Source organism: Tepidimonas aquatica (assembly GCF_007556585.1).
Lineage (GTDB): Bacteria > Pseudomonadota > Gammaproteobacteria > Burkholderiales > Burkholderiaceae_C > Tepidimonas > Tepidimonas aquatica.
Genome location: NZ_VJNA01000003.1, coordinates 52,146 through 73,766 on the forward strand (window position 1 = coordinate 52,146; position 21,621 = coordinate 73,766).

A 21,621-nucleotide genomic window follows, 5' to 3' on the forward strand; every position below is an offset into this window, starting at 1 on the left:
GTTCGCTCTTCGGATCGTTCGTCGTAACGCGGTGGGTAAAGTCAGGGGGGCCAGCGCTTCAGTCGGTACCGTAGCGGCGCCGCAGGTGGCCGAGGAAGCGCGCAATGCGCCCGATCGCCTCGGTCAGGTCGTCCTCGTGCGGCAAAAACACCAGGCGGAAGTGGTCCGGCGTCGGGTAGTTGAAGCCCGTACCCTGCACGATCAGCACCTTTTCCTCGGCCAGCAGGTCGTAGGCGAACTGCTGGTCATCCTCGATCGGGTAAACCTTGGGGTCCAGGCGCGGAAACATGTACAGAGCGGCCTTCGGCTTGACACAGGTGACGCCCGGAATCTCGGTGAGCAGCCGGTGCGCCAGATCGCGCTGGCGGCACAGCCGACCGCCCGGGGCTACCAGATCGTTGATGCTCTGGTAGCCGCCCAGGGCCGTCTGGATCGCCAGCTGCCCCGGCGTGTTGGCGCACAGCCGCATCGAGGCCAGCATGTTCAGCCCCTCGATGTAGTCCTTGGCGCGGCGCTTGTCGCCGGAGACGATCATCCACCCCGCGCGGTAGCCGCACGAGCGGTAGTTCTTGCTCAGGCCGTTGAACGTGACGAACAGGATGTCGTCCGCCAGCGACGCGATCGAGGTGTGGACGTTGCCGTCGTAGAGCACCTTGTCGTAGATCTCGTCGGCGAAGACGATCAGCCCGTGCTTGCGCGCCAGCTCGACGATGGCCTGCAGCACCTCCACCGGGTACAGCGCGCCGGTGGGGTTGTTGGGGTTGATGACGACGATGCCCTTGGTGCGCGGCGTGATCTTGCGCGCCATGTCGTCCAGGTCCGGGATCCAGCCATTGGCCTCGTCGCACAGGTAGTGCACCGGCGTGCCGCCCGACAGCGATACGGAGGCCGTCCACAGCGGATAGTCCGGCGCCGGCACCAGGATCTCGTCGCCGGCGTTGAGCAGCGCGTTCATGCTCATGGTGATGAGCTCGCTCGCGCCGTTGCCCAAGTAGACGTCGTCCACCGTCACGCCGGCGATGCGCTTTTCCTGCGTGTAGTGCACGATGGCCTTGCGCGGCGCGAACAGCCCCTTGCTGTCGGTGTAGCCGGCCGCCTGCGGCAGGTTGCGGATCATGTCCTGCACGATCTCGTCGGGCGGCTCCAGCCCGAACACCGCCAGGTTGCCGATGTTGAGCTTGATGATCTTGTGCCCGTCTTCCTCCATCTGACGGGCTTTTTCGAGCACGGGGCCGCGGATGTCGTAGCAGACGTTGGCGAGTTTGGCGGATTTGTGGATGGTGGGCAGCATGGCGGGCATAATTTCACCACAGAATACCGCTACAGCACGCGCCGCCCATGAAGATCCAGCCCGACCGCATCGACACCCTGGCCATCCAGGCCCATGGTCCAGGCTGGCTGCACGCGGGCGGCCAGCGCTACGAGCACAGCGTCGTGATCGCCGCCAGCGGCGTGCTGCGGGCATGGGACTGTACGCGCTTCGAGGCGTTGACGGTCGAACACTTCGCGCAGCTGGCCGAGCTGGCGCCGGAAGTGGTGCTGTTTGGCAGCGGGCCGCGGCTGCGCTTTGTGCCGCCGGCGCTGCTGCGTCCGTTGATCGAACGCGGCATCGGCGTCGAGACGATGGACACGATGGCCGCGGCGCGCACCTACAACATCTTGGCCGGCGAAGGCCGCCGCGTCGTGGCGGCGTTGCTGATCGAATCGGGCCACGGTTGACCCCGCCACGCGGCGGCGCGGCCGTGGGTTGCCGCGCAGCGATGTGTTACAATCGGCACGTTTCTGTTATAAGGGGACTTGCTGCATGGCCGTCGTCGTCAACAAACCCATACCCGAATTCGAAGCCCAAGCGACCGGCGGCATCAAAGTCACCCACCAGTCCCACCTCGGCCAGATCTTGGTGCTGTATTTTTACCCCAAGGATCACACACCGGGCTGCACCACCGAGGCTATGCAGTTCCGCGACCACTACGCGGAGTTCGTCAAGGCAGGGGCTCAGGTGTTCGGGGTGTCGCGCGACAACCTCAAGTCGCACGAAGATTTCAAAGCCAAGCTGGAACTGCCGTTCGAGCTGATCGCCGACACCGAAGAAAAAATGTGCCACATGTTCGGGGTGGTCAAAAATAAAATCATGTACGGCAAAAAGGTCAAAGGCATCGAGCGCAGCACGTTTCTGATCAGCCCCGAGGGCATCCTGCTGCAAGAGTGGCGTGGCATCAAAGTGCCGGGTCACGTCGACGAGGTGCTCAAAGCCGTCAAAATGCTAAGCAAAAAGGCAGCGTGACCCCCGTATCGCCCCGCATGGCTCACGCGCCGAAGCCCGTTTGAACCCCGCACGCCGCCCCCGAGGGCGGCGTCGTCTTTTCTGGCATCATCCCACCATGCCGTTACCGCCCCCTCCACGCCGCAAAGGCGATCGCGTCCAAGCCGACGCCACCGTCCGCCGCAGCGCCACCCCTGCCGCCCCCGCCCCACAGCCTGCGCCTTCGCCGACTGTGACCGCGCCCGTGCTGGCCACATCGGCCCCGGTGCCGACGGCGGGCGCAACGCCCGCCGCACGTCGCGCGCGGCGGCCCGCTGCGGCCGACGTGGCCAGCGCGCCAACCCCGGCCCGCGCCGCGGCGCCGGCACCGGCCCCCGAGGCGGCCCCGCTCGAGGCGGCCGCAACGGCGCCCGGCGGCGCGATGGCAGCGCCACCGCAGGCCACGCCGCGCGCCGCTGCAGGCCGCGCCACGCGGCGCAACGGCGGGCCGCGCAAGCTGTTCGTGCTCGACACCAACGTGCTGATGCACGACCCCAGTTGCCTATTCCGCTTCGAAGAGCACGACATCTACTTGCCGATGATCGTGCTGGAGGAGCTGGACAACAACAAAAAAGGCATGAGCGAGGTGGCACGCAACGCGCGCCAGGCCAGCCGCACGCTCGACGCGCTGGCCGCCACCGTGCGCGGCGACATCCGCGACGGCGTGCCGCTGACGGCGCTGGGCCACCGGGAAGCCACCGGCACGTTGCTGTTTCAGACCGAGGCATTCAGCCACTCCCTGCCCGACGGCATCGCCCAGGGCAAGGCCGACAACCACATCCTGGTGGTGGTGCAGGGGCTCAAGCAACGCCACCCCGAGCGCGACGTGGTGCTGGTGTCGAAAGACATCAACATGCGCATCAAGGCGCGGGCGCTGGGCCTGGCGGCGGAGGATTACGAAAACGACAAAACCATCGACGACGTCGAGCTGCTGTACACCGGCATGCTGGCGTTGCCCACGGACTTTTGGGCGCGCCAGGGCAAAAAAGTGGAAAGCTGGCAGCAAGGCGGCCACACCTTTTACCGTATCGGCGGCCCGCTGGTGCAGCAGATGCTGTTAAACCAGTTCGTCTACCACGAGGCGCCGGGCGAGCCGCCGCTGTACGCGCGCGTGGTGGAGCTGCGCGGCAAAACCGCCGTGCTGCGCACGTTGAAGGATTACACGCACCTGAAAAACGCTGTGTGGGGCGTGACCGCGCGCAACCGCGAGCAAAACTTCGCGCTCAACCTGCTGATGGACCCGGAGATCGACTTCGTCACCTTGGCGGGCACCGCCGGCACCGGCAAAACGCTGATGGCGCTGGCCGCGGGGTTGACGCAGGTGCTGGACGAGCGCCGCTACACCGAGATCATCATGACCCGCGCCACCGTCAGCGTGGGCGAGGACATCGGCTTTTTGCCCGGCACCGAGGAAGAAAAAATGGGGCCGTGGATGGGTGCGCTGGACGACAACCTGGAGTTTTTGGCCAAGGGAGGACAAAACCCGGCTGGCGAGTGGGGACGCGCCGCGACGCAGGACCTCATCCGCAGCCGCGTCAAGATCAAGAGCATGAACTTCATGCGCGGGCGCACCTTCCTGAACAAATACGTCATCATCGACGAGGCGCAAAACCTCACGCCCAAGCAGATGAAGACGCTCATCACCCGCGCGGGGCCGGGCACCAAACTCGTGTGCATGGGCAACCTGGCGCAAATCGACACTCCCTACCTGACGGAGGGATCGTCGGGGCTGACCTACGTCGTGGACCGCTTCAAAGGCTGGCCGCACGGCGGCCACGTCACGCTGGCGCGTGGCGAACGCTCGCGCCTGGCGGACTTTGCCAGCGAGGTTCTGTGAAGTCGCGCTTGGGGACCGAAGGGCACCCTCAGGCCGATTGCGCCGCTCTTCACCGCACAACGCAGCCGCTTGTCGTGCCTACGGTCAATAGTGGTAGCGCCCCTGCAGGAATTCGACCCGGTCGGCTTTGACGAGGTAGACGCAGCGGTGTTCCTGCGTGATGCGGCGCGACCAAACGTCCGCCCCAAGGTATTTCAGGGGCTCGGGCTTACCAATGCCGTCGAAGGGCTCACGCAGTACCGCTTCGACGATGTCGAGCAAACGCTTGGCGGTGCGCCGGTCGGTCTCGACCCAGTGGCGCAGGTCCTCCAGGAATTCAGGATGGCACACCGCAAGCCGGATGGACTCACGGCTCAAGGCCCACGTCCTTCCTGAGTTGGTTCAGCGTCGTGGGCTTCAGATGACCCAGGCGCGCCCGGTTGAGTGCCGTCAACAGGCGCTCGGCGTTTTTGGATGACCGCAGCAGGTGGGCTGTCTCCAACAGACCCTCGAGCTCATCGGCGGCAATCATCGCCACAGCGCCGCCCGAGCGGCGGCGGACCACGATGACCTCGCGATCGTCCACCGCGCGATCCATCAGCACCTTGAGCTGTTCGCGCGCCTGGCTGTAGGTGGTTTCGATGGTCATAGCGGCATCCTCGTTGTTGTACAAGCTCATTGTACAAGTTATGAGAAACCACCGCTCAGCAAGACCGGTCCACCGCTTCAGCCTCCGCGCATAGATCCTTTGGCCGCCACCGTGCTGCGAGCCGTGGGGTCTTGCACTCAGCCGTGCGCGTGCTCGACCTGCACCGGCACCGGCGTGCGGTCGGCGCCGGGCACCCGCTGGCGCGCCAGCAGCAGGTACACCGTGGGCACGACGAAAATGGTCAGCAACGTGCCCACGCTCATGCCGCCAACGATGACCCAGCCGATCTGCTGACGGCTCTCGGCGCCGGCCCCTGTGGCCAACGCCAGCGGGATCGCCCCCAGCACCATCGCGCCGGTGGTCATCAAAATCGGGCGCAGGCGCAGCTCCGCGGCGCGGCGGACCGCGTCCAGCAGGCCCAGCCCCTGCTGGCGCAGCTGGTTGGCAAACTCGACGATCAGGATGCCGTGCTTGGTGATCAAGCCCACCAGCGTCACCAGCCCGATCTGGCTGAACACATTGAGCGTGCCACCGCTCCACTTCAGCGCCGCCAGCGCCCCCAGCATCGACAGCGGCACCGACAGCATGATGACGAAGGGGTCGACGAAGCTTTCGAACTGCGCGGCCAGCACCAGGTAGATGAACAGCAGCGCCAGCACGAACACCACCGCCAACGACCCGGCCGCGGCGCGAAACTCGCGGCTGGAGCCGTTGAGGTCGGTGGCGTAGCCCTCGGGCAGCACCTCGCGCGCGATCGTGTCCATGACCTGCAGCGCCTCGCCCAACGCGAATTCCGGGCTGAGGTTGGCGGTGATCGAGGCGCTGCGCCGCTGGGCAAAGTGGTTGAGCTCGCGCGGCGCGACCACCTCCTGCACCTTGACCAGCGCGGCCAACGGCACCATCGCACTGTTGCGGCCACGCACGTACAGCCGCTCGATGTCCTGCGGCGCGCTGCGTCGCACCGCTTCGGTCTGCACGATGACGTCGTACTGCTCACCCTCCCGCTTGTAGCGGCCCACCGTGCGCCCGCCGAGCATGGTCTCCACGGCGCGCGCCACGGCATCGACGCTGACACCCAACGCCGCCGCACGCTCGCGGTCCACCTCCAGGCGCAGCTCGGGTTTGTTGATGCGCAGGTCGGTGTCCACCTGCAAAAAACCCGGGTACTGCGCCACGCGGCGCTGAAACTCCGCCACCACGCGCGCCAGGTTGGCGTAGCTGTCGTTGGTGGTGATGACAAAGTTGACCGGACGCTCGCGAAACCCTTGCCCGAGTGAAGGTGGCGTGATCGGAAACGCCGTCACGCCAGGCAGACTGGCGATTTTCGGCGCCATTTCGCGCGCCAGCTCCAGCGTGGAGCGTTGGCGCTCCTCCCACGGCTTGGCGCGGAAAAACACCGTTGCCTGCGACACCGTCGGGTTGCCGACGAGAGCAAAGATGCGATCGAACTCGGGGTACTGCTGGCCGATGCGCTCGATGGCCGCGGCGTAACGCGAGGTGTAGGCGGCGGTGGAGCCGTCGGGCGCGTTGACGATGTTGAGGATGACGCCGCGGTCTTCCAGCGGCGCCAGTTCCTGTTTGGTGGTCGTCAACAGCCACACGCTGGCCGCCGCGCACGCCACCATCAGCAGCACGACGGCCCAACGCGCGCGCAGCGCCCATCCCAGTGCCCACCCGTAGCCGCGGGTGACCGCGGCCAAGCCCCGCTCCATCGTGCGGTCGAACCACGAGGGCTTGGCCTGATGCCGCAGCAGCCGCGCGCACATCATCGGTGACAGCGTCAACGCCACAAAGCCCGACACCAGCACCGCCCCGGCCAGCGCCAGCGCGAATTCGGCAAACAGCCGCCCGGTGCGTCCGGGCGTGAACGCCAGCGGCGCGTACACCGCCGCCAGCGTCAGCGTCATGGCCACCACCGCGAAGGCGATTTCGCGCGAACCTCTGATCGCTGCGGCCAGCGGCGTCATGCCCTCCTCGATGTGGCGGTGGATGTTTTCCAGCACCACGATGGCGTCGTCGACCACGAGGCCGATGGCCAGCACCAACGCCAGCAGCGTCAGGGTGTTGATCGTGAACCCGAACAACGCCATCAGCGCAAAAGCGCCCACGAGGCTGACGGGGATGGTCACCAGCGGGATGATGGAGGCGCGAGCGGTGCGCAAAAACAGCACGATGACCAGCGTGACCAGCACCACCGCTTCGAGGATGGTCTGGTACACCGCTTTGATCGAGCGATCGATGAACACCGAGTTGTCGTTGGCCACCTGCACCTCGATGCCGGGGGGCAGGTCGGCCTGCACCTTGGCCAGCAGCGCGCGCACGCTGGCCGACAGCTCCAGCGGGTTGGCCGTGGCCTGCCGGATCACGCCCAGCGAGACCGTGTCGCGGCCGTTGAGGCGCACCGAGGTGCGCTCGTCCGCCGCGCCCTGCTCGACACGGGCCACGTCGCGCAGCCGCACCGGCAGGCCACTGGCCGCGGTGCGGATGACCACCTCCTCGAACTGCTGCGGGGTTCGAAGGTCGGTGGCCGCGGTGACGTTGAACTCGCGCTGCAAGCTCTCGACCCGGCCGGCCGGCACCTCCAGGTTGGCGCGGCGCAGCGCGTCTTCGACGTCCTGCACGGTCAGGCCGTAGGCGGCCAGCCGGTCGGGGTCCAGCCACACCCGCATGGCAAAACGCCGCTCGCCATAGATGCGCACCTCGGCCACACCGGTGGCCGTTTGCAGCACCGGCTTGGCGATGCGGTTGGCCAAGTCGGTCAGTTGCAGCGGCGAGTAGCGCTCGGAGCTCAGCGCGATCCAGATGACGGGGAAGGCGTCGGCTTCGACCTTGGCCACCACCGGCTCGTCGACCGTCTGCGGCAGGCGTCCGCGCACGCGCGCGACCTTGTCGCGCACCTCGGCTGCGGCGGCGTCGGGGTCGCGCTCGAGCCGGAAACGCACCGAGATCTGGCTTTGCTCGGGCCGGCTGATCGAGGTGATGACGTCCACCCCTTCGATGCCGGCCAGCGAATCCTCCAGCACTTTGGTGACGGTGGATTCGATGACCTCGCTGGACGCGCCGGCCAACCGGGTGGTGACGGTGACCACCGGCTCGTCGATCTTGGGGTACTCACGCACCGAGAGCTGCTGGAACGACACCCAGCCCACCAACACGATGAGCAGCGACAGCACGGTGGCAAACACCGGGCGGCGGATGGCGATTTCGGGCAATGGCATGGCCGGCCTCTGCGCGCTTGTCGGAACTCAGCCGCCTTGGCCGGCCTGGGACGCACGGTCCGCCCCCGCGGGCGGGTGCTGTCCCAAAGCGGCGGGGCCTACGGGGCCGCTGGCCGGGCCGCCCTGCCCGGCTTGCACGATGCGCACCGGCGTGCCGTCGCGCTGCAGGCGCTGTTGCCCCGCCACGACCACGGTGTCGCCTTCACGCAAGCCCTGCACGATGTGCACTTGGCCACCCCGGCGTGCGCCCGGCTGCACCGCCACGCGCTCGACCTCGGGCGGCTGCTCGCCCTGCGCCTGCCGCACACGCCAGACCCAGAACTGCTGGCCCTGCGGCTGGATGGCTTCCTCGGGCACCCACAGGGCAGCCGGTTCACGGCCCAGCACCAGCGCCACGCGCACGAACATGCCAGGCTGCAACCCGTGGCGGGCGTCTTGCAGCGCGGCGCGCACGATGAGGGCGCGGCCGTCAGCGTCCAGCGCCGGGTCGATGGCCTGCACCTTGGCCTCCCACACCGTTTGCGGGCGCGCGTCCGCCGTCAGGCGCAACGTCTGTCCCACCGCCACGCGCGGCTGCAGCCGCTCCGGCAAGCGGAAATCCACCACCAACTGCGACGTGTCTTCCACGTGCACGAGCTCGGCGCCATCCTTGACGTACTCGCCGACGTGCACCTGGCGGATGCCTGCCACGCCGTCGAACGGAGCCACGATGCGCATGCGTGCCAGCCGTGCCTGCGCCAGCTCGACTTGCGCCTGAGCCACCTGCACGGCGGCGCGGCTTTCGTCGAGCACGCGCTGCGCCACAAAGCCTTGCGCCACCAGCTCCTCGTTGCGACGCAGGTTGGCTTGCTGCACCGCCAACTGAGCCTGGGCCTGGGCCAGCTCGGCTTTTTGCAGGGTGTCGTCGAGTTGGAACAACAACTGCCCTTTGCGTACCGGCGCGCCATCGGCAAACCCGATGGCGACGATGCGGCCCGCCACCTCGGGCCGCACCACGACGCGCTGGCGCGCCACCAGCGTGCCAACGGCCTGCGCTTGGTCCACCAGTGGCGCGACCTGCACCGACGCCACTTCGACCGCCGGCGGCCCGCCGCGCCCCGGCCCCGCGGGGCCGCCCACGCCGGGTCCGGGCGCGCGCGCCGTGGGGGCCGACGCGGGCGCCGCGGCCGCCGGCGGTTGCGCGGGCGTGGCGGGGCGGCGCTGCCACCACCAAGCGGCGGCAGCCAGCGCGATCAAGGCCAACACGGCCAACGGCATCACGGCGCGACGGGGCATCGGCACTCCTGCAAATGTGGGCCACTTGGGCAGGCGGCCACTGTAACCGAGACGCGTTGCTGGCGTGTTAACGGCGGTAACGTAACCCCACGGTGGGCCGCCCGCGCGCGTTCAGGTGCTGGGCACGCCGCGGTTGGCCAGGGCGTCGGCGCGTTCGTTGCCGGGGTCGCCGCTGTGGCCACGCACCCAGTGCCAGTGGATGTCGTGCCCGCGGCCGTGCACCAGCTCGTCCAGGCGCTGCCACAGGTCGGCGTTTTTGACCGGCTGACGGTCGGCGGTGCGCCAGCCACGCGCTTTCCAGCCGGGCAGCCACTCGGTGATGCCCTTGCGCACGTACTCGCTGTCCAGGTACAGGTGCACGCGGCACGGGCGCTTGAGCGCAGCCAGCGCCTCGATGACCGCGGTCAGCTCCATGCGGTTGTTGGTGGTGCGGGCTTCGCCGCCCCACAGTTCTTTTTCGGCCTGGCCAGCGCGCAGCAGCGCACCCCAGCCGCCCGGGCCGGGGTTGCCTTTGCAGGCTCCGTCGGTGTAGATGATGACGTCGGTCATGGGGGGGTGGGTTGTCCGTCGCGTCGTGCCACCACGGCCGGCGCGGCCGCGGCCCGCGTCGGACGCCAAGCCGGCCCCAGCAGCCGCATGCCACGCACGCGTTTGACGGCCACGATGAAATACACCGCGCCCAGCGGTGGCCACAGCAACGCGCCACAGCGGTCCATCCAGGCCCAGCGCCGCAGCCAGTGCTCGCTGCGCACGGCCGGGCGGTAGCAGCCGCGTTCGACGCGCTCGGCCTCCAGGCTGAGCAGGCGCAACCAGTCCAGCAATCGGCCCAGCCCGATGAACGCCCCGGCCTCCGGCAGGTAAGGGCGTGCCCAGCGCGAACCCGCCCAGCCGGCGCGGGCCCACAGGTGCGCGCGCGCCTGGCGCAGCCCCCACAGGCTCAGCGGGTTGAGGCCGCTGATGACAACGCGGCCGTTGGGCACCAGCACGCGCTCGACCTCGCGCAGCACCGCATGGGGGTCGGCGCTGAGCTCCAGCGTGTGGGGCAACACCACCAGGTCCAGGCTGTCGGCCGCAAACGGCAGTGCCGCCGCGTGTGCCACCAGGTCGATCGGGCGCTGCGGCGGCTGGACCACGACGAGGTCAGGCGGCGCCTCCTCCGGCGCAGCCAGCCAGCGGTGGGGCATCCGGTTGGCGGCCAGCGCGTCGAGTTGCGGCATGCCCAGCTGCAACGCATGGTAGCCAAACGCATCGGCCACCGCATCGGCGAAGTGACGCGCTTCCCATGCCAGCAGGTAGCGCCCCGGCGGGGTGCAAAACCAAGCCGCCAAGGCCTGCCCCGCGCCGTGCTCGGGGGCCGCTGGGGCACGGGGGCGATCCGCGCTCACGGCAGGGTACGCGGTTCAGTCTTGCGCCACGGGCAGCGCTTCGGGCGCCGGCGCCTCGGCCGACGCGGCGTCCTCGCCCAGCACGATGTGGCGTACCATCTCGCGCATCAGGCGCTTTTCGGCAAAGCTGAGGTTGCGTCCCAGCTCGCGGCGCACCTGCATCAGGATGCTGCGGTCGGCCTCGGCAGGCACGCCTTGCTGCACGCGCATCGCCGCCGTCAGGTCGATGCGCTCGTCGTCGGTCTGCGCCGACCACCATTGGTCGATGATGCGGGCCACTTCGGCGCGCCAATGTTCGTCTGGCTGGTCGGCCTCACGCCCCGCGTCGGTGGACTCGGCGCCGGCCGGCTGCGTCAGCGCGTCCCACGCCGCCGGCGACAACGCCACGCGCCGGTCGGCCTGCAGCAGCAGGCGCGCCCAACTCGGGTCGTCGGCGCTGAGGCGGGCAAAGTCGTGCACGCTGTCATCAGCCACCAGCACCACGCGCGCGCCGCGCCATTGGGCCTCGTCGATGTAGGGGATGAGGCGTTCGTCGTCGCTGGCCACGATCAACGTCACGCCAGGCTGGTGGCGGGCCAGCTGCGCCAGTTCGCCGCCCAGCGCACGCACCAGGCTCAGGCCGCCGTCGCTGGCGTGCGCCGGGACGGTGCGGATGACGACGTCGTCGTGCAACTCGGTGCAGGCCTGGTCGGTGAACAGCACGGTGCGCAGCAGGCCCCCTTCGGCGCCGCCGGCGCGCGCCAGTTGCGCCATGACACCGTGCAGTGCTCCACGTTGCAGCGTACGCACGGGCGCGCTGACCGTTTGACTGGCCAGCCATATCAGGTAGCGTTCATCGACCAAGGCGATGGCGGGGCCTGTCGACACGGAGGGAGAGGAGGTACGGCGATGCGGGGTCCGCACGCTGGCGGGGTAGCGAGGCTTGATCATCGAGTAAAAGGACAAAGGCCATGGCAGGGCACTGCGACTAAAGACACACCCCGCCCGGCCCTGCGGTTAGACGGCTGGGGCGCCAAGCCCACATTGTGCCGCAAGCCGCGCCGCGGCGCCGTCAGCGGGGGTCCGGCGCCGCCGGATCCGCCACGGCGGGGCCCGATGGCGAGCCGGCCGCTGGCGCGGCTTGGGGACGCAGCAGCCAATCCAAGCGGCGCTGCGCCTGCGCGGCGGTGGTGGTGTCGCCCAAGCGCTGGGCCATGCGCTGCTGCACCGCCAGCCACGCCGCCAGCGGACGGCGCCAGCCTTGTTCACTGGCGGTGTCGACCAACACCGCCACGGCCGCGGCGTCCAGCCCAGCGGCGTGCCACAGCCAACCGCCGGCCACCAGGCGTGTCAGCGGGTCGTCCAGCCCCATCAGCCAGTGCGCCAGGTCGGCTGCCGGCGGCGCAGGCCAGGCTTGCGCCAGCGCGCGGGCCGCCGGTGGCAGGGCTGCAGCGTCCGGGCGGCCAGGCCCGTCCCACGGGCGCGCGGGCCAGCCGGCCAGCCAGGCGGCGTAGCTTTGCTCGGCTACCGTGGCGTCGGCCAGGTAGGGCGCGGCAGCGGCGCAGCCCTGGCCCTGCAACGCGGCCAGTTGCGCGGCGCAGTGCGCCAGCGCTTGACGCGCCAACGCCGGGGCCTGGGCGCCTTGCGCCGCGGCCTGCTGGGCACGCTGCACGTGCAGCGCAGCGCTACGGTCGTGGCCTTGCAGGTACGCCAGCGTGCCCTGCTCGACCGCCTGCCGCAGATCCAGCCGCCACTGGGGCACCGGTGGCTGCGACGTGCAGCCGACCAGCAGCGCCGCAGCCAGCGCCGCCCCTACCGCGTGTAACCTACGCCACGCCCTCATGGCAGCCGCACCTCCGTCTCGCGAGCAAACGGCCAGCGCCGCTGGAGGTCCAGCATCAGGGCGTCGACGCGGCGCAGCGTCACCTCCACCTCGGCACGCAGGGCGTCCAGGTCGACGCTGGCCGCGCGCGCGTTGCGCGCCACGCCCTGAACATCGTCCAAAATGGCATCGACACGTTGCAGCGTGGCCTTGGCCTCGGCCAAGCGGGCAGCGGCCTCGCGCAACGCGGCTTGTACGTCGTCCACCACGCCGCCCGGCCCCAGCACGCGCGCGTCGGCGCGCTGCACCAGCGTATCGCCCCGCTGTAACAGCTGGCGCGCTGCAGCCACAGTGGCGTCGAGCTGACGCAGCGCGGCGCTCAGGCGGGCACGGTCGGCGTCGCCAAGCGCGGCTTGCAGCGCTCCGCCGGGGCCGTTGGCGCGCTGCAGCAGCGCGTGCAGCTCAAGCAGCGCAAGGTTGACAGGGGCGTCGGCCGCCGTCATGGCACGCAGGTGCTCCACCGCTTCGCGCGCGGTGTTGAGCACGCGCGGCAGGTCGGCCATGGCGTCGCCCCGCAACACGGGGCGCACGGCGCCGTCGGGCAGCGGTGGGCTGTCGATGACGCCGGTGTAGGCGCGCAGCCGCGTGCCGCCGACCAGGCCCCGCTCCAGCGTGAAGACGCTGGACTCGCGCAGCCAGCGCGCGTCGCGCTTGGGCACATCGATCAGCAGGTGCACGCTGCCGTCGTCGGCCAGGTCGATGCGGCGCACGCGCCCGATGGCAAAGCCGGAAAACGTCAGGTCCATGCCGACGGTCACGCCCTCGGCGTCGTCGGTCACCAACGTCAGTTGCTGGGTCGGCTCGAACACGCCCCGCGCCACCATCAGGTACAGCGTCACACCCAGCAGCAGCGCCGCCAGCAGCGCCAGCAGGGCGCGCGCGCGCCGCTCCAGCGTCTGTGTCGCCGCGGCGGCCGGTGCATCGGTGGCGGGGGATGCGTTGGGTTGGTCGGTTGCCATGTCACGCGTCGCCAAGGGATCACCAATAGTTGCCTACCAGCGCCAACAGTTCCACCGCCAGCAGCACGCTGGCAGTGCGCACCAGGGCACGCACGTCGCTGGGGCGGCGCGCATCGAATATGGCGCTCAGCGGCACCAGCGCCACGGCCAGCGCAAAACCCAGGGTCTTGACGGCGAAGACCACCGTCACCACCGGGTCGAAGACCTGCCCGACGGCGCGCGTGTAAACCGCCAGCGCCCAAGGGGAAAAGCCGTACAGGTTGAGGTAGACCAGCACACACGCCACCACACCACTGACCAGTGTCAGCAGCACGGTGGCAAACGCCCCGCCCAGCGCGACCGGCAGCACGCGGTCGCGCCAGGGATTGCCGCCGGCGGCCAGCAGCGCTGCCCAGCGGTCTTGGCGCCAGGCGCGGCGCAGCTCGGCGGCGTGCGCCATCATCACCCGCAACAGCACAAATACCGCCGCAGCCAGCGGCAGCAGCTCCAGCACCAGCACGCGCACCACCATCTCGACGGCGTACTGACTCAGGCCGTAGCCTTGGGCGGTGACGACGACGATGCGGATCAGCACCTGCCCCGCCAGCGCCGACAGCACGGTGTACCACCACAGCGCGGGCAGCGCCGCGTGCACCAGGTGGCGCGCCACCACCGGCCAGCGTGCGCCGCGGTAGCTGGCCGGCTGCAACGCCAGCGCCAGTACCCGCCCGGTCAGGCGCAGCAATTCGCGCCAAACAGCCCAGGCCGAGCGCAGCGCAGCATCGGGGGCGCCATCGGACATTGCCATGCGCGCATATTACCCGAGCGCCCACACGATGTGCTCGCGCACCAGCGCGTCGTCGCCGCCGTGCCGCAGCGCATCGTGCAGCGCCTGCTGCACGGCCTGGGCGTACCCACCGTCGCCGCGCTGCAGCGCGCTGCGGCGCGCGTTGCCCAACGCCACCGCCAGGTTGCGCCGCCAGCGTGCGTAGCCGATGCGCCGTATCGGCGAGCCTTCGGTGTGGCACTCGAAGGCGGTGGCGTCCCACGCCCACAGCTGCAACAGCGTGGCGTCGGCCAGCGCCGGGCGCGCATCAAAGTCCGGCAACGGGCTGCGTTGGGCAAATTTGTTCCACGGGCACACGAGCTGGCAGTCGTCGCAGCCGTAAATGCGGTTGCCCAGCGCGGGGCGCAGTTCGACGGGAATGGCGCCCGCGTGTTCGATCGTCAGGTACGACAGGCAGCGCCGTGCATCCAGGCGGTACGGCGCCACGATGGCCCCGGTTGGACACACGTCCAAGCAGGCGCGGCAGCGTCCACAATGGCCGTCGGTGGGCGCGGAGCGCGGCAACCAGCGGTCGATGAAGATCTCCCCCAGGAAAAACATCGACCCCGCCTGCCGCGACAGCAGCAGCGTGTGCTTGCCGCGCCAGCCCAGCCCGCTGCGGCGGGCCAGCTCCACCTCCAGCACCGGCGCCGAGTCGGTGAAGACCCGGTACGCCAGCGGCGCGTCATCGGGGTAGGCGTCTGCCCACGCCTGTTGCAGCCGCTGCGCCAAGCGCTGCAGGCGCTGGCGCAGCACCTTGTGGTAGTCACGGCCACGCGCGTAAAGCGATACGCAGGCCTGGCGCCCATCGTGCAGGCGGGCCCACTCGACGGCGCGCCAGTCACTGGCGGCGCTGCGTGGCAGGTAATCCATGCGGGCGGTGATGACGCTGACCGTGCCCGGCACCAGTTCGGCCGGCCGGGCACGCTTGAGCCCGTGGCGCGCCATGTAGTCCATCGTGCCATGGTAGCCTGCTGCCAGCCACGCCTGCAGGCCTGGCTCGGCGCTGGACAGGTCGACGTCGGCCACACCGATCTGGGAAAATCCCAGCTCGCGCGCCCAGCCCTCGATGCGGGCCAGCCAGTCGTGCGCCGCGTCGGCGGGCGGCGTCGGTGCGGCGCGATCCATAGCGTGCCATTGTAAAGAACGCCATGCTCGACGACGATCACCCCTTACTCGCCCAGCACAGCTGGCACCACCTGGACGAGCAGGCGCTGGCGGCGCTGGCGCAGCGTCTGGCCGCCTGGCTGCGCGCCGACCCGTCGCGCGCCAACCTGCGGCTGACGCTGCACGGCGAGCTGGGAGCCGGCAAGACCACCTGGACGCGCCACCTGCTGCGCGCGCTCGGCGTGCAAGGGCGTATCCAAAGCCCGACGTTTGCACTGGTGGAACCCTATGAGGTCACGCTGGGCGCCACGCCGGTGACGGTGATGCACGCCGACCTGTACCGGCTGAGCGACCCCCGCGAATGGCTCGACGCGGGGCTGGCGGAACCTATGGACGCGCCCGGACTCAAGCTGATCGAATGGCCCGAGCGCGCAGGACGCCTGCTGGGTACGGTGGACGCCGCGCTGCACCTGCAGCACGATGACGAACACCACCGCCACCTGACATGGCACGCCTACACCGCGGCGGGCTTTGCTGCGCTGCAAGCCCTGCAATCCTCCCGATGACAAGGTATCACCCCACCGCGCCCCTGCGCCGACGGCTGCTGGCCCGTGCGCTTGGCACCTGGCTGGCAACGCTGACCGGTACGCTGCCCGCCGTCGGTTGGGCCGCGCGCGTCGTCGGCATCCGCGTCTGGCCGGCGCGGGACTACACGCGCGTCACCATCGAGGCTGACCAAGCTCTGCAGGCCACGCCGCAGTACGTGGCCGACCCACCACGGCTGGCGGTGGACATCCGGGGCGCTGAGCTGCTGCCGCAGCTGCAGGCGCTGGTGCAGCGCATCACGCCGGAGGACCCGTACGTAGCACGGGTGCGGGTGGGGTTGTTCGACCCCAACACGGTGCGGCTGGTGCTGGACCTCAAGGCGCCGGTGGCGCCCCAGGTGTTTCAGCTCGAGCCGGTGGCGGCGTACCAACACCGCCTGGTACTGGACCTGTACCCCCAGCAGCCGCTCGATCCGCTGGAGGCGCTGATCGCGCGCCACAGCGCCGCCGCGCCCGCCGCTGCGCCCGCCGCTGCGCCGCCGTCGGACGCGCCCGATCCGCTGGGCGAATGGTTGGCCCGGCACCACGCCCAAACCGACGCCCCTGCCCCTGCGGCGTCGGGGCGCACTGGGGCGGCCGCGCCGGCGGCGCGCGCCCCGCAACCAGCCGCCCGTAGCGCACCGGCCACCCAACGCCTCATCATCGTGGCGCTCGACCCCGGGCACGGAGGCGAAGACCCCGGCGCCATCGGCCCCAACGGTACGCGCGAAAAAGACGTCGTGCTGGCCATCGCGCGGCTGCTGCGCGACGAGCTCGACGGCACCGAGGTGCGCGGCAACCCGCTGCGCATTTTCATGACGCGCGACGGCGACTATTTCGTGCCGCTGCACACCCGCGTGGCCAAGGCGCGGCAGGTGCAGGCCGACCTGCTGGTCAGCATCCACGCCGACGCGTTTTTTTCGCCACGGCCGCGCGGCGCCAGCGTCTATGCGCTCAGTGAGCGGGGGGCTTCCAGTGCCGCGGCGCGCTGGATCGCCAACAAGGAAAACGCCGCCGACCGCGTCGGCGGCCTGCCGATCCAGGTGGGTGATGCGCACGTGCAGCGCGCGTTGCTGGACATGAGCATGACGGCGCAGATCAACGACAGCCTCAAGCTCGGCGACACGTTGCTGGGCCTGTTGCGCAGCGTGGGGCCGCTGCACAAACCGCGCGTCGAGCAAGCGGGCTTTGCCGTGCTGCGCGCGCCCGACATCCCCAGCGTGCTGGTCGAAACCGCCTTCATCAGCAACCCGGACGAAGAGCAGCGGCTGCGCGACCCAGCGTTCCAGCGTCGCCTGGCGCGCGCGCTGGCCCAGGGTATCCGACGCTACTTCGAACGCAACCCGCCACTGGCGCGCAGCCGCCGCACCTGAGGCGCGGCCTACAATGGCGGCCGTGACCGACGCCTTTTCCGCCGCCGCGCGCGTGGCGCGCCGCCCGATCCAGCCGCTGCCCGACGAGTTGATCAGCCAGATTGCCGCCGGCGAGGTGGTGGAGCGCCCCGCCTCGGTGGTGCGCGAGCTGGTCGACAACGCGCTGGACGCCGGCGCGCGCAGCATCACCGTGCGGTTGGTGGCGGGGGGCATTCGGACCATCGTCGTCGAAGACGACGGCTGCGGCATCCCGCGCGCCGAGCTGCCGTTGGCGCTGCAGCGCCACGCCACCAGCAAAATCCGCGACCTACAGGAGCTGCAAGCGGTCGCGACGATGGGCTTTCGGGGCGAAGCGTTGGCCGCCATCGCCTCGGTGGCGGACGTGACGCTGACGTCGCGCAGCGCCGACGATGCGCAGGGCTGCGCCTGGACCCTGCACGCCCGCAGCGGCGAGCTGCAACCCGCCGCCCGCACCGTGGGCACCACCGTCGAGGTGCACGAGCTGTTTTTTGCCACCCCGGCGCGGCGCAAATTCCTCAAAAGCCCCGCCACCGAGCTGGCGCACTGCATCGAGGCCGTGCGGCGCCACGCGCTGGCGCGGCCCGACGTCGGCTTTGCCATCTGGCACGAAAGGCGCCTCGTGCAGCAGTGGCGCGCGGTGGCGGCGCTGACGACGACGCTGGCCTGGCAGCGCCGGGTGGCCGACGCGCTGGGCGACGACTTCCTGGCCGAGGCGCTGCCGGTGCAGGCGGAGGCCGGCCCGCTGCGGCTGCATGGCTGGGTGGTGCGCCCCGATGCAACCCGCACCCGCAGCGACCGCCAGTTCGCCTACGTCAACGGGCGTTACGTGCGCGACAAGGTACTGACCCACGCCGTGCGCAGCGCTTACGATGATGTGTTGCACGGCCAACGCCAGCCGGCGTGGATCCTGTGGCTGGACATCGACCCGCAGGCGGTGGACGTCAACGTGCATCCCACCAAAATCGAGGTGCGTTTTCGCGACAGCGGCGCGGTGCACCAGACGGTGCAGCGCGCCGTCGAGGCGGCGTTGGCCACCCCGCGCGCGGCGGCGCCCGCCGTGGTGCTGCCCCCCAGCCGCGACAGTGCTACGGCGCCCCAACCCACGCCGGCCACCCCCCCCAGCTCGGCGACGGCGCGCGGCTGGGATACGACGCGCTACCGCGGCGCCCCGACGCTGGCCCTGGCCGCGCACGAACCCACGCCGCGCTGGCCCGGCTGGCCAAGCGCGCCGGCTGCGCCCGCCGACCCCGGCACCACCACCCCGGCCCCGGTCACGCAAGCCGAGCAGCCGCACGGGGCAGCGGACTGGCCGCTGGGGCGCGCGCTGGCGCAACTGCACGGCGTGTACATCCTGGCCGAAAACGCCCACGGGCTGGTGCTGGTGGACATGCATGCGGCGCACGAGCGCATCGTCTACGAACGGCTCAAGGCCCAACTGGACGCGCCGCAGGCGCAACTGCCCAGCCAGCCCCTGTTGGTGCCGGCCACCTTCCAGGCCACACCGCTGGAAATCGCCACGGCCGACGAACACGCGGCGGCGCTGCTGCAACTGGGGCTGGACGTGGCGCCGCTGGCGGCACACACGCTGGCCGTGCGCAGCGTGCCGGCGTTGCTGGCCCACGCCGACCCGGTGGCGCTGGCGCGCGCCGTGCTGGCCGAGCTGCACCAGCACGGCGGCGCCCACGTGCTGCGCCGCGCCCAGCACGAACTGCTGGCCACGATGGCCTGCCACGGCGCGGTACGGGCCAACCGCCGCCTGACGCTGGAGGAGATGAACGCGCTGCTGCGCCAGATGGAAGCCACGGCCCGCAGCGACCAGTGCAACCACGGGCGTCCGACGTGGCGTCAACTGACGCTGCGTGAGCTGGACGCGTTGTTTTTGCGCGGACGCTGAGTCGCCTGCAGGCGGCCTGTGATCACGTTTGTTGTTACCATCCATAACCATGTCAACCGCCACCGTCCACCCACGCATGAGCGCTGGCTGGGTCGTCGTGCTGCTGTCGCTGCTGCTGGGGGTGCAGCCGCTGGCCACCGACCTGTACCTGCCCGCGCTGCCGTCGATCGCCACCGCGTTTCAGGCGCCGATGGCCCAGGTGCAGGCCACGCTGTCGGCCCTGCTGCTGGCGTTTGGCACGGCGCAGCTGCTGTGGGGGCCGCTGTCGGACCGCTGGGGGCGCCGCCCGGTGCTGCTGGCCGGGCTGGCGGCCTACGCGCTGGCGGCGGTGGCGTGCGCGCTGGCCACCAACATCGAGCAGTTGATCCTGGGGCGCATCGTGCAAGGGGCGGCGATGGGCGCGGCGGTCATGGGCGCGCGTGCCATCGTGCGTGACCTGTACGCCCCCACCGAGGGCGCGCGCGTGATGTCCAAGGGCTTGACTGGCCTGGGGTTGTTTGCCGTCATCAGCGGCCCGCTTGGGGGCTGGCTGACCGAATGGCTGGGCTGGCGAGCGACGATGGCGGCGCTGGCCGTGTTCGGCGCCGCGGGGCTGGCGCTGGTGGCCTGGCGCTTCGAGGAAACGCTGCCCCAGCGCAACCCCCATGCGCTGCGTCCACGCGAAATGCTGCGCATCTGGGCGCGCATCGCGCAGCATCCGACGTTTTGGGCCTGGGCGCTGCTGGCAGCAACGTCGTACGGCGGCCTGTTCACGTTTTTGGCCACGTCGTCGTTCGTCTTCATCAACGTGCTGGGGCACAGCAAGACCAGCTACGGTTTGCTGATGCTGTCGATGTCGGTGGTGTACATCAGCGGCACCTTCATGTGCCGCCGACTGATCCCGCGTCTGGGTGTGCGCCGCACGGTGGCCGTGGCCGCGGCGCTCACGCTGACCGGCGGCACGTTGTGCGGCGTGCTGGCGCTGGCCGGCTTGCACACCACCTGGGCCATCATGGGCCCGTACTACCTGTTCATCCTGGCGCACGGCGTGCACCAGCCGTGCGGCCAAAGCGGCGCGGTGGCACCGTTTCCGCAAGCGGCCGGCGCCGCCTCGGCGCTGGCTGGCTTCATCATGATGGTGACCGCCTTCGCGATGGGCACCTGGCTGGGCCACCGCATGGCCGACGGCGCGGCCGCCGATGTGTACCCGCTGACCAACGGCTTGTGGTTCTGGGCCGCGGCGATCGCCACCGTCGCGTGGACGCTGGTGCAGCGCCACGGCGAGGCGCGCCCGGCGCCACAGGCAACCGCCCGCTAACGGAGGGCCGATGACCACACCATCGGCGACCGTCCCCCGCGCCGCCTGGTTGGCGCTGGCTGGCCCCACGGCCAGCGGTAAAACGGCGCTTGCGCTGGCCCTGGCGCAGGATTGGCCGCTGGAGATCATCAGCGTGGACTCGGCGCTGGTGTACCGCGGCATGGACATCGGCACCGCCAAGCCCAGCGCCGCCGAACGTGCGCAAGTGCCGCACCACCTGATCGACATCCGCGACCCCAGCGAACCCTACAGCGCCGCCGAGTTCGTGCGCGACGCCACGACGCTGCTGCACGCCATCCGCGCGCGTGGTCGCTGGCCGCTGCTGGTGGGCGGCACGATGCTGTATTTCAAAGCCCTGCTGGAGGGGCTGGATGAGCTCCCGCCAGCACAGCCCGAGCTGCGTGCGGCCATCGAGGCCGAAGCGCGCGCGCGCGGCTGGCCCGCGCTGCATGCGGAGCTCGCGCAGGTCGATCCGGTCACGGCCGCGCGCCTGCCCCCGCACGACGCCCAGCGCATCGGCCGGGCGTTGGAGGTGTGGCGCGCCACCGGGCAGCCGCTGTCGGCGTTGCAGCACCGCTGGCGCGGTGCGCCCGCCATGCCCGCGGCCCCCATCGTCGACGGGCTGAGTGGGTGTCTGTTGAGCCTGGAGCCGAGCCAGCGTGACTGGCTGCGCGAGCGCATCGATGCGCGGCTGCAGGCGATGTGGCGCGACGGCCTGGTCGACGAAGTACGGCGCCTGCGCGCCCGCGGCGACCTGCACCTGGGACTGCCGGCGCTGCGTTGCGTCGGCTATCGCCAGGTGTGGGAAGCGCTCGACGCCGCCGGCGACGCTCCGTTGGACGCCGCCGCGCACGCGCGGTTGCACGAGCGCACCGCCGCCGCGACACGCCAGTTGGCCAAACGCCAGCTCACCTGGCTGCGCTCGATGCCGCAACGGGTGGTGCTGCCTGCCGATGCCCCCGAGGCCGAACTGCGCCGCGCGCTGTTGCGGCAGGTCAGCGCGGCCTGGGGCCCGCCGGGCTGCGCGCCCGCCGCTTGACCCGTGCTTGGCCCGCCGCGCCGGCGCGGGCGCCGG

The 21,621-nt window shown here is 70.5% G+C and carries 20 protein-coding genes; 8 read left to right on the top strand and 12 right to left on the bottom strand.

Annotated features, from left to right (window positions below):
- Positions 1-58: 58 nt before the first annotated feature.
- A complete protein-coding gene (locus Taqua_RS01640; RefSeq protein WP_425472571.1) occupies positions 59-1,291 on the bottom strand; it encodes a pyridoxal phosphate-dependent aminotransferase in 1,233 nt (410 codons plus the stop codon).
- Positions 1,292-1,338: 47 nt separating this feature from the next.
- Between Taqua_RS01640 and Taqua_RS01645 the strand changes: the two genes are divergently transcribed.
- From Taqua_RS01645 to Taqua_RS01655, 3 genes are all read left to right on the top strand, one after another.
- A complete protein-coding gene (locus tag Taqua_RS01645) occupies positions 1,339-1,719 on the top strand; it encodes an Mth938-like domain-containing protein (RefSeq protein ID WP_144324301.1) in 381 nt (126 codons plus the stop codon).
- 85 nt (positions 1,720-1,804) lie between these two features.
- Complete coding sequence (locus Taqua_RS01650) at positions 1,805-2,284, top strand: peroxiredoxin (RefSeq protein ID WP_132961616.1); 480 nt, start codon at positions 1,805-1,807, stop codon at positions 2,282-2,284.
- A 97-nt stretch (positions 2,285-2,381) separates the two neighbouring features.
- Complete coding sequence (locus Taqua_RS01655; RefSeq protein ID WP_144324302.1) at positions 2,382-4,139, top strand: PhoH family protein; 1,758 nt, start codon at positions 2,382-2,384, stop codon at positions 4,137-4,139.
- Between the two features lie 84 nt (positions 4,140-4,223).
- On the opposite strand, the gene Taqua_RS01660 is transcribed toward Taqua_RS01655, so the two are convergent.
- The 11 genes from Taqua_RS01660 to queG all read right to left on the bottom strand — a co-directional run bounded on the left by Taqua_RS01660 (position 4,224) and on the right by queG (position 15,398).
- On the bottom strand, positions 4,224-4,496 hold the full coding sequence (locus Taqua_RS01660) for a Txe/YoeB family addiction module toxin (RefSeq protein WP_144324303.1): 273 nt from the start codon (positions 4,494-4,496) through the stop codon (positions 4,224-4,226).
- Positions 4,486-4,767: a type II toxin-antitoxin system Phd/YefM family antitoxin gene (locus Taqua_RS01665; protein WP_132961619.1), complete on the bottom strand. Its 282-nt coding sequence runs from the start codon at positions 4,765-4,767 to the stop codon at positions 4,486-4,488. Before Taqua_RS01665 ends, Taqua_RS01660 begins: the two co-directional genes overlap by 11 nt.
- Before the next feature lie 137 nt (positions 4,768-4,904).
- Complete coding sequence (locus Taqua_RS01670) at positions 4,905-7,985, bottom strand: efflux RND transporter permease subunit (protein ID WP_144324304.1); 3,081 nt, start codon at positions 7,983-7,985, stop codon at positions 4,905-4,907.
- Positions 7,986-8,012: 27 nt separating this feature from the next.
- The gene (locus Taqua_RS01675) at positions 8,013-9,260 is read right to left on the bottom strand and encodes an efflux RND transporter periplasmic adaptor subunit (protein WP_144324305.1); all 1,248 of its coding nucleotides are present in this window, start codon (positions 9,258-9,260) and stop codon (positions 8,013-8,015) included.
- A gap of 111 nt (positions 9,261-9,371) precedes the next feature.
- The gene (rnhA, locus tag Taqua_RS01680) at positions 9,372-9,809 is read right to left on the bottom strand and encodes a ribonuclease HI (RefSeq protein ID WP_144324306.1); all 438 of its coding nucleotides are present in this window, start codon (positions 9,807-9,809) and stop codon (positions 9,372-9,374) included.
- Positions 9,806-10,588 (bottom strand): class I SAM-dependent methyltransferase, encoded by a 783-nt coding sequence (locus Taqua_RS01685; RefSeq protein ID WP_144324347.1) that lies wholly within the window; start codon positions 10,586-10,588, stop codon positions 9,806-9,808. The genes rnhA and Taqua_RS01685 overlap by 4 nt, the downstream gene beginning before the upstream one ends.
- 72 nt (positions 10,589-10,660) lie before the next feature.
- A complete protein-coding gene (locus tag Taqua_RS01690) occupies positions 10,661-11,512 on the bottom strand; it encodes an alpha-amylase family protein (protein WP_144324307.1) in 852 nt (283 codons plus the stop codon).
- Positions 11,513-11,696: 184 nt separating this feature from the next.
- Entirely contained in the window at positions 11,697-12,467 is a 771-nt protein-coding gene (locus Taqua_RS01695; RefSeq protein WP_144324308.1) for a hypothetical protein, read from the bottom strand.
- Positions 12,464-13,465 carry an MlaD family protein gene (locus Taqua_RS01700; protein ID WP_144324309.1) on the bottom strand — a complete coding sequence of 334 codons (1,002 nt, stop codon included), beginning with the start codon at positions 13,463-13,465 and terminating at the stop codon, positions 12,464-12,466. The genes Taqua_RS01695 and Taqua_RS01700 overlap by 4 nt, the downstream gene beginning before the upstream one ends.
- Positions 13,466-13,484: 19 nt before the next feature.
- Positions 13,485-14,252, bottom strand: a complete 768-nt coding sequence (locus Taqua_RS01705) for an ABC transporter permease (protein ID WP_144324310.1) — start codon at positions 14,250-14,252, stop codon at positions 13,485-13,487.
- 9 nt (positions 14,253-14,261) lie between these two features.
- The gene (gene queG, locus Taqua_RS01710; protein ID WP_185969530.1) at positions 14,262-15,398 is read right to left on the bottom strand and encodes a tRNA epoxyqueuosine(34) reductase QueG; all 1,137 of its coding nucleotides are present in this window, start codon (positions 15,396-15,398) and stop codon (positions 14,262-14,264) included.
- Between the two features lie 23 nt (positions 15,399-15,421).
- Here queG and tsaE point away from each other — a divergent pair, with 23 nt between their 5' ends.
- The 5 genes from tsaE to miaA are packed head-to-tail and all read left to right on the top strand — an operon-like array spanning position 15,422 to position 21,585.
- Positions 15,422-15,943 carry a tRNA (adenosine(37)-N6)-threonylcarbamoyltransferase complex ATPase subunit type 1 TsaE gene (gene tsaE / locus Taqua_RS01715; protein WP_144324311.1) on the top strand — a complete coding sequence of 174 codons (522 nt, stop codon included), beginning with the start codon at positions 15,422-15,424 and terminating at the stop codon, positions 15,941-15,943.
- Positions 15,940-17,334: an N-acetylmuramoyl-L-alanine amidase gene (locus Taqua_RS01720; RefSeq protein ID WP_144324312.1), complete on the top strand. Its 1,395-nt coding sequence runs from the start codon at positions 15,940-15,942 to the stop codon at positions 17,332-17,334. Before tsaE ends, Taqua_RS01720 begins: the two co-directional genes overlap by 4 nt.
- A gap of 13 nt (positions 17,335-17,347) precedes the next feature.
- Positions 17,348-19,249, top strand: coding sequence for a DNA mismatch repair endonuclease MutL (mutL, locus tag Taqua_RS01725; protein WP_144324313.1), 1,902 nt, complete (start codon positions 17,348-17,350; stop codon positions 19,247-19,249).
- A gap of 49 nt (positions 19,250-19,298) precedes the next feature.
- A complete protein-coding gene (locus tag Taqua_RS01730; protein WP_221933905.1) occupies positions 19,299-20,546 on the top strand; it encodes a Bcr/CflA family efflux MFS transporter in 1,248 nt (415 codons plus the stop codon).
- 10 nt (positions 20,547-20,556) lie between these two features.
- Positions 20,557-21,585 (top strand): tRNA (adenosine(37)-N6)-dimethylallyltransferase MiaA, encoded by a 1,029-nt coding sequence (miaA, locus tag Taqua_RS01735; RefSeq protein ID WP_144324314.1) that lies wholly within the window; start codon positions 20,557-20,559, stop codon positions 21,583-21,585.
- The last annotated feature ends 36 nt before the right edge of the window (positions 21,586-21,621 follow it).